General features: G+C 45.1%; 11 protein-coding genes. 3 read left to right on the forward strand and 8 right to left on the reverse strand.

Annotated elements, in window-relative coordinates:
• From BMX95_RS12645 to BMX95_RS12665, 5 genes are all read right to left on the reverse strand, one after another.
• Positions 1–375 carry an outer membrane beta-barrel protein gene (locus BMX95_RS12645; RefSeq protein WP_081204848.1) on the reverse strand — a complete coding sequence of 125 codons (375 nt, stop codon included), beginning with the start codon at positions 373–375 and terminating at the stop codon, positions 1–3.
• Positions 353–562, reverse strand: coding sequence for a hypothetical protein (locus BMX95_RS12650; RefSeq protein ID WP_081204847.1), 210 nt, complete (start codon positions 560–562; stop codon positions 353–355). Before BMX95_RS12650 ends, BMX95_RS12645 begins: the two co-directional genes overlap by 23 nt.
• Positions 563–633: 71 nt before the next feature.
• Positions 634–1,584 (reverse strand): hypothetical protein, encoded by a 951-nt coding sequence (locus tag BMX95_RS12655; protein ID WP_133054100.1) that lies wholly within the window; start codon positions 1,582–1,584, stop codon positions 634–636.
• Between the two features lie 208 nt (positions 1,585–1,792).
• On the reverse strand, positions 1,793–2,614 hold the full coding sequence (locus tag BMX95_RS12660; protein WP_081204845.1) for an HAD-IIA family hydrolase: 822 nt from the start codon (positions 2,612–2,614) through the stop codon (positions 1,793–1,795).
• A gap of 316 nt (positions 2,615–2,930) precedes the next feature.
• A complete protein-coding gene (locus tag BMX95_RS12665; RefSeq protein WP_133054099.1) occupies positions 2,931–4,319 on the reverse strand; it encodes a hypothetical protein in 1,389 nt (462 codons plus the stop codon).
• Between the two features lie 358 nt (positions 4,320–4,677).
• On the opposite strand from BMX95_RS12665, the gene BMX95_RS12670 reads away from it, so the two are divergent.
• Both BMX95_RS12670 and BMX95_RS12675 read left to right on the forward strand, forming a co-directional pair.
• Positions 4,678–5,037, forward strand: a complete 360-nt coding sequence (locus BMX95_RS12670) for a hypothetical protein (protein ID WP_081204843.1) — start codon at positions 4,678–4,680, stop codon at positions 5,035–5,037.
• A 35-nt stretch (positions 5,038–5,072) separates the two neighbouring features.
• On the forward strand, positions 5,073–6,668 hold the full coding sequence (locus BMX95_RS12675) for an FAD-binding protein (protein WP_081204842.1): 1,596 nt from the start codon (positions 5,073–5,075) through the stop codon (positions 6,666–6,668).
• A 22-nt stretch (positions 6,669–6,690) separates the two neighbouring features.
• Here BMX95_RS12675 and BMX95_RS12680 read toward each other — a convergent pair whose 3' ends face one another.
• The 3 genes from BMX95_RS12680 to BMX95_RS12690 form a co-directional block, all read right to left on the reverse strand.
• The gene (locus BMX95_RS12680) at positions 6,691–7,821 is read right to left on the reverse strand and encodes an acyltransferase family protein (RefSeq protein WP_081204841.1); all 1,131 of its coding nucleotides are present in this window, start codon (positions 7,819–7,821) and stop codon (positions 6,691–6,693) included.
• A 114-nt stretch (positions 7,822–7,935) separates the two neighbouring features.
• Positions 7,936–8,757, reverse strand: a complete 822-nt coding sequence (locus BMX95_RS12685; RefSeq protein ID WP_165759128.1) for a phosphatidylinositol-specific phospholipase C/glycerophosphodiester phosphodiesterase family protein — start codon at positions 8,755–8,757, stop codon at positions 7,936–7,938.
• 241 nt (positions 8,758–8,998) lie between these two features.
• Positions 8,999–10,405, reverse strand: coding sequence for a sugar porter family MFS transporter (locus tag BMX95_RS12690; protein WP_081204840.1), 1,407 nt, complete (start codon positions 10,403–10,405; stop codon positions 8,999–9,001).
• A 313-nt stretch (positions 10,406–10,718) separates the two neighbouring features.
• Here BMX95_RS12690 and BMX95_RS12695 point away from each other — a divergent pair, with 313 nt between their 5' ends.
• On the forward strand, positions 10,719–13,583 hold the full coding sequence (locus BMX95_RS12695; protein WP_081204839.1) for a DEAD/DEAH box helicase: 2,865 nt from the start codon (positions 10,719–10,721) through the stop codon (positions 13,581–13,583).
• The last annotated feature ends 31 nt before the right edge of the window (positions 13,584–13,614 follow it).

Below are 13,614 nucleotides of genomic sequence, written 5' to 3' on the forward strand. Positions count from 1 at the left end.
CTATCCATCTACCCTGTTCAGCTCATCACTGGCACCGCCTTTTTTGCGCTGGTTATTTGTAATCTTCAAGGGTTTACCAAATCGCCAGGTAAAGGTGATATTGGCCACCCTGGTATCGAAGATGTTCCTGTAGTGGACCGAAGTATTTTTGAAATTGTAATCTATTGTATATTTCTGTGTATAGAAGATATCCCGTATGCCCGCTTTCAGGGTCCCCTTGCCTTTCAGCACCTGTTTTGAAATGCCTGCAGGCAGTTGGCCAACCGGTTGTCTCGTGACCTGGCCATCTATTCCTTTGGTCCTGTACGTGCCACTTAGTTCTGCATTCCACCCTTTTTTAAAGCTAAGCTGGTTATTCAGGTTTACCATCAACATGCCGGTTACTGATAAAGGCGTCTACGTTTATAATCAGTCTGTCGGCCTTTTGTTCTATCAGCGGTTTGCGGCCGGTTACCGTAACTTCTTTGAGGTTGGTTGTTTTAACAGTGGAATCGGTTTGTGCTTTGCCTGTCGTTGCTACACTGATTAAAATAACAGTGGGCAGGAACGGATTAATTCTCATTCGGCAAAAGTCGGCAGAAGAGAGGTATGGGGCCTATTACAAAATTTTCAGCAGGTATAACAATTATAATATTACTGGGAAGTGTACAACTCAATGCTTCCGCTTTTCGACATGGTGCTGCTGAGCAGAAAACTTTGCTCCTTCTTCCCATATATAATGCGCACATAGGCCGTATTGGGTGGAAAGGTACCGAGGCTTTCAGCGTAGATCACCAACCGGTTGGGATAACCGGGAAATAAAGGGATTTTTACGATGTAAGGCTTTTCTTTTAAACACAGTTTAGGCACCAGCAATTGCCCGTTATAATACACGCTGATGGTATCCCCATCGACTATGCCATTATCCATAAACCTGATTTCGGCTGAATCGGCATCTATGTGGTAACGGGTTGCTTCCGACACTGCCCGGCCGGCAAAGTAATCGCGGCCTACCATGGAATCTTTATAAACAGGTTTTGCGAATGAAAAGCTGGTACCGGCGGTTCTGGTAACAGTGGTTTTGGCAGTGAAGGTACGCGGCGTGATATCAGGTTCGTATAGAAATGCAGGTTTATACACCAGCGACCCGATGTTTTTTGAATAGCGGGCAACAATGTCACAAAGCGTATCACACCTTCTTTCCCCCTGTAATACTACACTGTCCCCTTCCTTTTCAAAGGAGTACTTCATGCTGTCGCACAAATTACAATGCTTGGCCCAGGTATACTGACCGGGCGGGTCTTTGAAGTAAAGTACTTCCTTTAATTTGGTCATGATGTAGTGGTCGTAGATGCGGCCGGTAATGCGGGTGTGTAATCGCACGGTGGTATCTGAAGGCAGAATACATTGCACGATCCCTTCAAACTGCGAACCACTCATTTTAGTGATCTGCAAACGGGTATCGAAAGTTTTGGTGAGTTTGCTTTTCTCGCCGAAATACACGCCATTCCAGGTACCTTTTAACCATTGGTTATCCTGGCTAAAACCAGGCAAAACCATTAGCATACAAACCAGGAGCTTTGTAACCAATATATATTTATTCATTATTTGTACAGTTGAACTGCACGATTCAGGGTGGGTGGGGTTGGCAATTTAAAACCAAAAAACAAACCGGCAAAAACAGAAAAAACAGCCGGTGATTGTCTGTGATTTATACAGGTTGTGCACAAAAAAAGAAACCCCGACGTTGCAGTCGGGGCCTCGCTCCTCTTAAACATGTAGTATTTGTGGACTGGATAAAAACCGTATTTTTTTAAGCCACTGTTAAAATCGGCTCATGCTGCTTATACAGCACTTTCGAAAACAACTCTTCATCCAACAGGTCCTTTACCGATTTTATAATGAAATCAGGGGCGTAACCAAACTGATCAAGATCAGACTCCTTCGTAACGCCCGACAGTGTTAAAACTGTTGTAAAGCCCATTGAGCCCGCACCCAGGATATCAGTGGTCATGGTATCGCCGATCATAATGGTTTCGTCGGTTGACAGCTGCAGGATCTTGCGAGCCATACGCATCATTACCGGACTGGGTTTGCCCACACTAAATGCCTGCTTACCGGTAGCAAATTCCAACATGGCGACAAAAGCGCCACAACCGGCCCGGTATTTTCCGTTGCCTACAGGGCAGTTAGGGTCAAGGTTGGTGGCTATCAGCTTCGATCCGTTCATGATCATGTTAATAGCTTTATCAACCGATTCCAGCATAATGGTGCGGCCTTCACCGATGATCACATAATCCGGATGATCATCGACAATAGAATAGCCTACGTTATGCAACTCGGTCAACAACCCACCTTCACCAATTACATAAGCGGTACCGTGTTCTTTACGGGAAGCCAGGTAACGGGCAGTTGCCATAGCACAGGTAAATATATCTTCGTCGGTTACGTTAAAACCTAGTTTGCGCAATTTATAGCTCACGTCGCGGGGTGTACGCTGACTGTTATTTGTCAGGAATAAAAATGGATACCCTTTTTCACGCAGGGAATTGATAAACTCCACTGCGCCGGGAATAGGTTCACTGCCTCTGTAAATTACTCCATCCATGTCGATAAGAAAGCCCTTTTGTGCCATAGGTTAAGTTTTTTGATTTAATAATTGCTGCTTTTTCAAAATGGCATGCAGGGCAAGCAAATAATTTAAGTTGGCAAGAGTGTATTTATCGGCGGCAAGAAACTGGCAAGGAGTGATTCAGGAATTTATGCGGATGTCTTAGGCAAGTATTGCTATTAAACGGGCAGTCGTTGCGTTTATTGTATAATGCAAATATACAGGTAATTGGGATTACGTTGTTTTAAACAATCATTAATCTTTTTCACGCGACGCAGGTAATATTTCATCGCAGATCTATCGTGAATAAGTGTCAATTTTCATTACATGGATCATATTCCTACGCCGCGTCATCTTCTTCCAGATCTTTTAAAGCTTTATTGAAACGATACAATACCTCCACATACTTCTCCAGCACCGGCAATAATAACCAGCCGGTGGCTTTACCATCAACCAGCATAAAATAATATTGTACGGCGCGTTTTATATCTTTCTGTTCCAGGCAAACCCATAAGCGGGTTAACCAGAAATTGATCACTTCTGAAGAATGGTATTGTTCATACCCCGGTACTGCTTCGCGAATATCCTGGTTTGCATAAATAGTAGCAAAACGATCATCAGGCTCCTGTTGGATCAGCGCCCCCAGGGCCAGGCTAAAATTCAATACCGGATAATATTTGTACATTTTGACCGCATGCTTTTTGGATACTTCGCATAAGGAAGGAAGATCGAGCAGCACCCCTTGTTCATAAATAGTTTGCAGCACCAGGGGATTGTGCGAATGGTTATTGGCCAGCGCCGCCATGCCGCTTTCAAACTCCCGCATCAGTTGTTCGTTGTTGCGGTCGAGCAGATCGGCCAGGTCATCTGTTTGTTTTACCACTGCCAGGTGCTCTTCAAAATGTTCATCCAATACATTATTGGGTTCTTCAGAACCATGGCCAATTTCATCCCACATCTCGTGCCACATCACTTCTTCTGCAGGGGTGCAGGTATTTATTTCGGGTGGTAACAAACGCGTGAGTAATTCCGCATGAATGGTGATCTGCTCCAATACGGAACGTTGTTGTACCTTTTCAGTATTCAACATGTCGTCTGAGCGAATATTCTGCACATTGCTCAAACTTACCTCACCCGGTGGAATATTGTCTATCTGCAGGTTGATACCGGAATTTTCTTCCCGTAAACGCGGTGGCACACCGGGTTCCTCAATTGTATAATAATAATTTCCTTCCCCGGCATATTGTTTCAACTTGGCCAGCACTTCGGCAAATTGACCGGAACGTTCCACAATCAAATGTGGCAATCCGTCAGTACCTAACGGTACCTCGATCACCGGTACTGCATTATTGTCTTCTTCCAGAATATAGCGGGTAATTTCGAAGTTGTGATGGGGATGAATATCAAACTCAAGTGCGAAATCATGACCGGCATAAATGATGTTGTGCGCGAGGGCATAATCTATTTCCTTGAAATCGGTCAGCTCATGACTGTATTCCTCAAAGAAATCATCTTCTGATGTATTGAAAAAAAATACGGTATCTTTTACCCCGAGGCACAACAGATCTACCCGATATAAACCAATGGTTACATTCCCGTTCGTATGTTTCCTCATTACAGAAACATTGGCGATCTGGCTTTCTTCCCAGTCTTTATTCACCATACATTTACTCACGGGTAATGTGCGTGCTTTTGTTTGCACATATTTGCGGGGAGAGAGAGTTTGCATACCGATCTATTTATTGTTGTGCTATCATCCGCTTTCGACAGGTCGAAAGCAAACAGTGTAACCTGGGGTTGAACAATCGTTTCTTACTTGTTTTTACGAGCAGTTGTCCCGGACCTGTAAAGTAAACGCATTTTGATATACAACTACTCAAAAGTGGTTGTCATAATTTTCACACATTTCTGTACACAAATGATAAGATGCTGTTTGATACTGTTTTGTAGTTAATGAATATTTTGACAATCATCATTAAATTTCGTTACCCCCTTTGTGGTATTGGTATGCCCGTATCAAACCCCTAGATTTGAGGAATCTTTTTTACCGGCCCCCACTCCTACCCGCGCACTAATAAATAAATCATATGCAATTGCCTGCCACAAGTACCAAAACATGGTTCCTGTCTATTTTAGCATTCTTACCTGCAACAATCTGCTTTCTTCCCGGCTGCAGCAGCACCAAAATAATCACCGAATACGATTGCGCCGATGCTGCCAACATTAACAAAGACACTACGGTGTGGCATTACTGCTGGGGATTGATCCAGTCGAAAGACATCCGGCCTCAATGCGACAAACGGTATAATCACCTCAATAAAGTAGTAGTAAAGTCAACGCCCGCGCATGTGTTATTAACGGTTATCACCCTGGGAATTGTAATACCGCAGAAAGTCAGCTGGTGTTGCGCGCCACCTAATCCGCAACCTGGTCATTTGGGAAATTAGTGGAGCGTAAACTTATCAACTTTTCAACTAAACACATGACACTACCTGATGGCATATTGGCACTTCCCCTTACCGACTGGCAAAACGGTCACCAGAACTTCACGGTTTCACTAACAAAAGATGCCAGTTTTAATCTTCGGCTGCCATTCGATTTTTCCCAACAGGAAAAAAATTACCACGCTACTACAAAAAACTTTCAATGGTTGATACAACATGCCATTGATAATAATGTTCGCCTGCGGGCACTCGGCAATGGCTGGAGTTTCAGCGACGTGGCCGTTTGTAATGGCGGGCTGGTTGATACCCGTGAGCTGCGTACGTTCTTTAGCATGGGTAATAGTTTTTTATCACGCCAATACCTGGCCACTGGTAAAACTGCACAAGACCTGGTTTTTACCCAATGTGGCATGAGTATTCTACAAATGAACAAGGAACTGGAAGAAGAAAATGGCTGGATGCGTTGCCTCCGTGCTTCCGGTGCCAGTAACGGACAAACCATTGCCGGGGCCACCGCCACCGGTACCCATGGGGCCGGCATTAAAGCAGGCGCCGTACATGACGCTATTGTGGGTTTACACCTTGTAACCGGCCCTAACCGGCATGTATGGCTCGAACGGGCATCGCATCCCGTTGCCTCGCCCGCATTTACCGACTGGCTGGGCGCTGAAGTGTTTCGTGACGACGATCTGTTCAATGCAGCTGTTGTAAGTTTTGGCAGCTTTGGTTTTATCCACGGCGTGCTGCTGGAAACGGAACCTATTTTTCTGCTGGAGAAATACAATTCGGCCAACATTCCCTTTAACGACAAACTGAAACAGGCCATCAATGAATGGAAGTTTGAAGCACTCAATGAATTCCTCCCCTTCCCGCCCGAAAGCCCTGGCCGTAGTTTATATCATTTTGAAATTATAGTGAACCCGCACCATTTTGCCGTCAATGATACTGACAAAGGCGTATTCCTAAGGGCCATGTATAAAACGGCTTACCGGACCACTTACGACAAACCCACACTGCCCGCAGGCAAATTTCAATACGGCGATGAATTGCTTGGACTGATCCAAACCGTTCTCGACAATGTAGGTCGAAAGCTTACCCAAAAGCTGATACCACCATTGGTCACCAAATTATTTCCATTGGCATTTGCATCCAACGAACAAGCCACGGGCACCATTGGCGAGATCTTCACCAATACCAAATTCAGGGGCAAAGCTGCCAGCGCTGCCATCGCCATCGACACAGCCAATGCCAGTCGCGCCATTGAAGAAATTGTGGCTATCAATAAGAATACACCATTTGCCGGAGCACTTGCCCTGCGTTTTGTAAAAGGCACGCAGGCCACACTGGGCTTTACCAAATTCGAAAAGACCTGTGTGCTGGAAATGGACGGCGTTGAATCGGCCACCAGCCGCAAGTTCTTCAGCAGCGTGTGGGACCGGTTTGAAGCAATCGGATTGCCTTACACCCTACACTGGGGCAAAATCAACTTCAACCTAACTGAAGCGCGCATCCGCCAGATGTATGGCGATGCCGCTGTAAACAAATGGCTTACAGCAAGACATAAGTTGCTCGATGATGTAACGCAAAAGGTTTTTACCAATGCTTTTATGGAGAGAACGGGGTTGAGTTCGTGAGTGGTGAGTGCCCTCTGCCTTTTCACACTCTCACATAAATCTTCCTCTTATCCATCCAATACCCAGCACTCCAGCAAAGCAACATATACAAGATCGCCTGTATAAAAGCGCCGAAGTAAGGTGTGGCCCAATAAATAAAGATATTGTCATAGATCCATCTGAAAACGGTGGTGCCGGATGGCAGCCGGAATACATTCCATAAAATGACCAGTACTTCCGACAACAGGTAAATGAACAACGGGTTCCTGCCAAATACCTGGAAGAAAGGTGTCCAGGATGTTTTTTGCTGAATATCGGCAATGTAAACAACTGCAGCAATGAGGAGACAATCAATTCCTACTGTCTCGAGCACAAAGGAGCTGGTCCAGATCTTTTTATTGATGGGGAAAGAATAATTCCAGAAGTGTGCCAGCACCAGCAGGGCAAAACCAGCCAGCATCAATTTGGTCAATGCTTCATAGGTGCCGCCTTTTTGCTGCAGGAATTTACCAACCCAAAAACCAGCCACTACATTCCCTATAGCCGGGAACGTGCTTAAAAAGCCTTCCGGGTCAAAAGGAACGCCTTCGCCATGGTACAAATGGTCGGGACCGATCAGCCACAGATCGAGCTTTAAAACAGCATTGCCGTGTAATGACAAAGGATCGGCCGTGTCGCCAAAGAAATACAACACCGGCCAGTACAATAAGAGAATGGCAGCTGTAATGATGACCGTAGTGCGGAATTTCAGGAAGTAGATCATTAACGACGCAAAACAATACGCCAGTGCAATACGTTGTAAAACGCCAAAAACGCGCGTTTTTTCGAATGGATAAAAGTAGTACGCATGGGTTGTTTTATCCATCCGCACAAAAGGGAACCAGTACATCAGGTAACCCAGTATAAAAATGAGGAGTGTTCGTTTTAAAATTTTGGTTAATACAAAAGCCGTGGAAGCGGTCTCCCATTTGGGCATTACAAAACTCATGGCATTGCCTACGGCAAAAAGAAAAGAAGGAAAGACCAGGTCGGTAGGGGTAAAACCATGCCATTGGGCATGCAGCAGCGGTGCATAGGTATGGTTCCCATCGGGCGAGGTATTTACAATGATCATGAAGCAAATGGTCATGCCCCTGAACACATCGAGGGCCAGGAATCGTTTTTGTTGTTGCATGTCAGTTTGAAGTTGATATAGCAGTAAGTACCTGAACTATCCGAAAGTAATCATTTCAAACGAATGGACAAACAACTGGGCCGGCCGGGTGGGATTTATTTTCTTATTGGAATGTTAAGCGCCGCCTTGATATGGCTTATATGCTGTTTTGTTTTTATGAGAATTGGCCGGCATTGTCCGCAGAAAATCAGACAGTGCTTTTATATTATCAGTATTGATATAATCAACCTGCAAACCCATCAACTGGATCCAGGCATTGGTAAAATCAGGCGCGCCCCAGAAACGAACCGGTTTGTTCAACGCATGCGCATGAGTCACCAGTTTTTGCAACGTATCCAATTGGGGAGCAGGAATGATGCCTTTTCCATTCCACATGGTGTAATGTTTCAGGTCAGCGCTCAACATTACCACGCGGGCAAGGGCTTCCGCCGGATATTCTTTCTGCAACTCCCCATCGAACCAAATAAACGAAGGATAAGTAGCATAAGCCGACACATCAGGCCGGTTGCCACTGATCGCAATCTGCAACGATGCGCATTGAGTGAGTACCGGGTATTTCTGCAACAGGTCTACCAGTTTGTTCAGGGTAATTACACCTTCGGTTTTCAGATCGATCATAAACTGCAAACGACGTTTATCATCCGCATAAATATGGCCTTTGTTCTTTTCTACAAAAGTCTGCAGCGGTTTCAGGTACATTTCTTCCAGTGTTCTGTGCAAGGCCAGCTCCTTTTCGCTGTGCGCCACAAGCAACTCACCATTATACCAGAAAATATCTGCTTCTATTGATCCGAACGCTTCATTATAGGCCGTTAACAACGGTACCGGTTGCTCATAATCGTTGTGGGAATGGGCATTGGCAACGGTATATGTTTTTGGTTGGGAGAACGCCAGGGTGGAAATGAGAAACGATAAGGGTAATAACAGTTTGTTCAATGTATAAGTTGTTTTAGTGTATTAGTTCGCAGGTTATTAAGTTAAAAACCCCGACAAGGTAGTATAAAGCTACATTGTCAGGGCTGCCTATGTTAGAATTTTCAATTAATTAATAATATGTCCTGTGTGCAAAGGGAGATTGTAAAATCAAAACTTCCTGTAATCTGACAAAGCCAATCTGTAAATCAACTTTTTGGGAGTTAACTTAACACTTTAAACCTTAAACTTTAAACTTTTAGCTCTACCCTTCTCTTACCAGCTTCTTCTCCAGCTCTTCCAGCGAAACGCCTTTTGTTTCAGGAACTTTTGTCAACACCCATACCAGCTGCAACGCCATCATAAAAGCAAAAAAGCCAAAGATAGGCCAGGGATTGTCTTTGAAGATACCGTCTTTTTCATCGAGGAACACCGGAGTTATCAGTGTAATAAGTGCAGCGAATACCCAATGTACACTGGCGCCAAACGATTGACCCATGGCGCGTACTTTGTTAGGAAAGATCTCCGAAATAAAAACCCAGATCACCGCGCCCTGACCGATGGCATGTGCTGCAATAAACAACAGTAAAAACACCATCAGCAAACCCGCGCTGGCCTGCGCATAAAAACACCAGGCTACCATAGCCAGACTCACAATATATCCTACTGAACCAATGACCAATAAGGTTTTTCTTCCCAACCTGTCTATAAGATACAAACCCAGAAAAGTGAAGAGGAGATTGGTGCCGCCAATAGCAATGGAATTGAATAATGATTCTTTCGCCGCAAGTCCCGCTCTGCTTAGGATCTCCGGGGCATAGTATAAAATAAAATTGATCCCCGACCACTGGTTGAAGAAGGCTACAAAAAATGCCAGCCAAAGTATGGTCTTATACTTTCCGCTGAAAAAATGCTGGTCATTATTACTGGCATGCGCTTCATGATTGGCACTGGCCGTGATCAGTTGTATTTCTTCATCGATACGGTTCATACCCAGCCGGGCCATTACATTTCTGGCGGTAGCCGTATCCCGTTTTACCGCCACCAGCCAGCGTGGACTTTCAGGAATGCCAAACACCATAAACGTATAGATCAGTGATGGTATGGCCATAACGCCCAACATCCAACGCCAGTCGTTATTACCGCCCACGCCCTGTAAAAAGTAGTTGGAAAGAAAGGCCAACAGAATGCCAAACACAATATTGAACTGGTACATAGCTACCAGACGTCCTCTGGTTGACGGTGTAGAAATTTCAGACACATAGGTTGGCGCGGCAACAGATGAAACACCAATACCCAATCCGCCAATAAAACGAAAAATCGAAAACACATAAGGATCGGTTGCCAGCGCTGAGCCCAGGGCCGACACACTGAATAAAATACCTACCCACAATAACACTTTCTTGCGTCCGTATTTTTGGGTGGGTAATCCCCCAAACAGGGCGCCCACTACGGTACCCCATAAGGCCATGGACATAATGAAAAAACCATGAAACCAGGGAGAAGTGTGCCACAATTCTTTAATAGGTAAATTGGCGCCAGAGATCACCACCGTATCGAACCCGAAAATAAAACCGGCGAGGGCAGCAATCAATGAAATTCCGAACAAATTAGCCGAGGATGAGGTGCTGCCAGTTTGAGCGGAAGCCCTGGTATCGAATGAAACTTGCATAGCAGTCGTTTTGGAAAAGGTAACACTTTTAGCTCATTCGGAATTTGTTTACGGTTTAAAGTTTTAAGTTGAAAGTTTAAAGTTGAAAGTTGAAAGATCCTGCACCTGGGTGCTAAGTTGAAGTTATTGGGTTCGTTGGTTATTGGGTTCTTAGGTCTTCGTTTTCGGTTCGTTCGCGGCCGCGTCGCGGTCTTTCTGCCTTCTGCCCACTGCCCTCTGCCCTTTTTCTATCCACAGCTGTGCAAAAACTATTATAGCTAATTAACCCTGGACCCCTATTTTTGCCAATTTCTCTATAATGTAATCTAGCGCAATGGCAACAACAAAGAGCGATCAGAAAAATGTGTTATTGTTTCAGCCTCATCGTTTATTGTCCGATCATAACCTGATGGAATGTTTACAGATCACCAAAGAAAAAGGTATTCCCAAATATGTAAATAGTGAGTTGAACAGTTCCGAATTAAACAAGAATTTTCCCAAACTTCCCAAAGAAGTGAAAGATGTGCTTTTGATATTCGGAAAAGAGAAGGTTGCCCTGTTGAAAGACGATGTTCAGAAAAAATTCACGCTGCAACGCGCGGGTGTTTCCTATGAAGTATATTCCAAAGCTGCCATCAGCCGCCGGTTGCATGAACATATGGAAAGAATGAAACCATTTGCCACCCTGGTAAAATGGTACCACAAAATACCCGGCGAAAAAGGCAGTTTTAAAACAGCACCGGGCAGCTTCAGCACCTTTAAACCAAAACTCGAATTCGAGGTGGTGAAAAACGGTACCGGTCTTCAATTAAACACCATCATTTCAATAAACGGAACGCCCTATAGCCTCGGCGAATTCAGCCGTTGGCAGTTCCTGCTATTGAGCGGTAATGAATATTTTATTCTTGCTTTTAAAGATTACCAAACGCTTGAATGGCTGAAAGAAAATGATCCGAATCAATACAGCCACCAGCCCAACGAACTGGGAGAAAACATCCTGGCCAAACTGGAAACGGATTATCCGGTTAACCGCAATAACCTGTTCCAGAAAAATGAATTGCGCATCACACCCGTAAACCGGGTGATGCTGAGTGAGATCAGTCAGTCGTTCCTGGTATTAACTCCGCAATGGGATTATGATGGTTTTATCATTGAAGGGCCCTGGAAAGAAACTTACGACATCACCCGCAATGGCCAGTCATTTGCCATTTATCGCAACCAGCAGGATGAAAAAGCCCTGTGGCAATTGCTGGAAGACCTGCATCCCAATTTCAGCAAACAATTAAACGGTTACTATTACCTCCCCTTTGAGGAAGCACAGAAAAAACAATGGTTCCTGAAGGTGTATCACAAACTGCTCGACCTGAACATTCAGGTGATCGGGATGGATATGCTGCAACACTTCCGCTATTCGCAGCATAAGGTACAAGCAGACGTTACCATAAAAAAAGAAGTTACCGACGCATTGGTACTGCACATGATCATTTCTTTCGGCGAAGAAGAAGTATCGCTGACAGAAGTACAAAAGATCGTACAGGCCGGACAACGCGCCATTCTTTTACAGGATGGTTCGCTGGGGATCTTGAACGATGAATGGCTGCAAACCTATGGCACCATCATCAGACATGGTAAAATATCCGGACAGGAAATACAGGTGCCCCGCTGGCTGGCATTCAGCGAAGAAGAATCAGCCGATGGCTCCTCCGTATTGAAACCCACCTTACACAATACCTGGTTGGAAAAATGGCAGCTGTGGCAAAAGGATGGGGAAACAGTGTATGAAGTACCCTCCGTTATTCAGGCCAAATTACGCCCGTATCAACAGAAAGGTTTTGAGTGGATGTTATTACTGGCTGAAGCCGGTGCAGGCGCCTGCCTGGCAGACGATATGGGTTTGGGTAAAACACTCCAAACGATCAGTGTGCTTACGCACCAGCTGCATATAAAAGCTACCCAACGCCATTTGATCGTTTGTCCGTCGTCACTTATCTATAACTGGTCGCAGGAGTTGCAAAAATTTTCGCCGCATGTAAAAGTGCTGATCTACCATGGCGGCAACCGATCCATACAGGATGCGGCCATGGGCGATTACCAGGTGATCATTACCAGCTATGGTACCGTTCGGCAGGATATTGAAGAAATGTGTTCCATCAGCTTCGGCACTATAGTACTCGATGAAAGCCATAACATCAAAAACCCCGCTGCCCAGATCACCAAAGCAGTAGAGCGTTTACAATCCGGGTTCCGCGTAGCGCTGAGTGGTACGCCGGTTATGAACAACACTTTTGATCTGTATGCGCAATTGAACTTTCTGTTACCGGGCATCTTTGGCAGCAGGGAATTTTTCCGGCGCGAATATGCCGATGCCATCGATCATCGCCGCGATAGCGACAAGATCAAAACCCTGCAACGGATCACAGCGCCATTTGTTTTGCGCCGTACCAAAGAACAGGTAGCCAGTGATCTGCCCGCTAAAACCGAAATGGTGATGTGGTGCGAAATGAGCATGGCGCAAAAACGCCTGTACGACGAAATAAAAGACAGTATTCGACAAAGTGTCTTCCTGAACATAGAGCAGGAAGGTCTTAATAAAAGCAAACTGGCAGTGTTGCAGGGTATGTTAAAGCTGCGTCAGATCTGTAACTCACCGTTGCTGCTCCCCAGCGAAGAACAAACCTGCAACGATTCGGTGAAGACCGATCTGCTGATGAATGAATTACAAAACAACCTGAAAGATCATAAAGTACTGATCTTCTCCCAATTCACCAGTATGCTTGATCTGCTGGCAGCAAATTGCCGCGAGCAGGGCATTGCGTATTATCACCTCGACGGGTCAACCCCGCCTGAAAAACGGCAGGATCTGGTAAATCAGTTCCAGGACCCGAATAATACCACCAATGTATTTTTAATAAGTCTGAAGGCAGGTAATGCCGGGTTGAACCTGACGGCAGCCAGCTATGTGATCCTCTTCGATCCCTGGTGGAATACCGCCGTGCAGCAACAGGCTATTGACCGTACGCACCGCATTGGTCAAACGAAGAATGTATTTGCCTATAAGATGATCTGTAAAGACACCATCGAAGAAAAGATCATTTCACTGCAACAACATAAGAAGCAATTAGCCGAAGAGTTGATTTCCGAAGATGAGGGATTTGTGAAGTCATTGACAGAGGATGATATTAAGTATTTATTTAGCTAAAGGAAGACCTGTAAGGTCCATCATTGAGTCT

The sequence above is a fragment of the Niastella yeongjuensis genome (assembly GCF_900110245.1).
GTDB classification, from domain to species: domain Bacteria; phylum Bacteroidota; class Bacteroidia; order Chitinophagales; family Chitinophagaceae; genus Niastella; species Niastella yeongjuensis.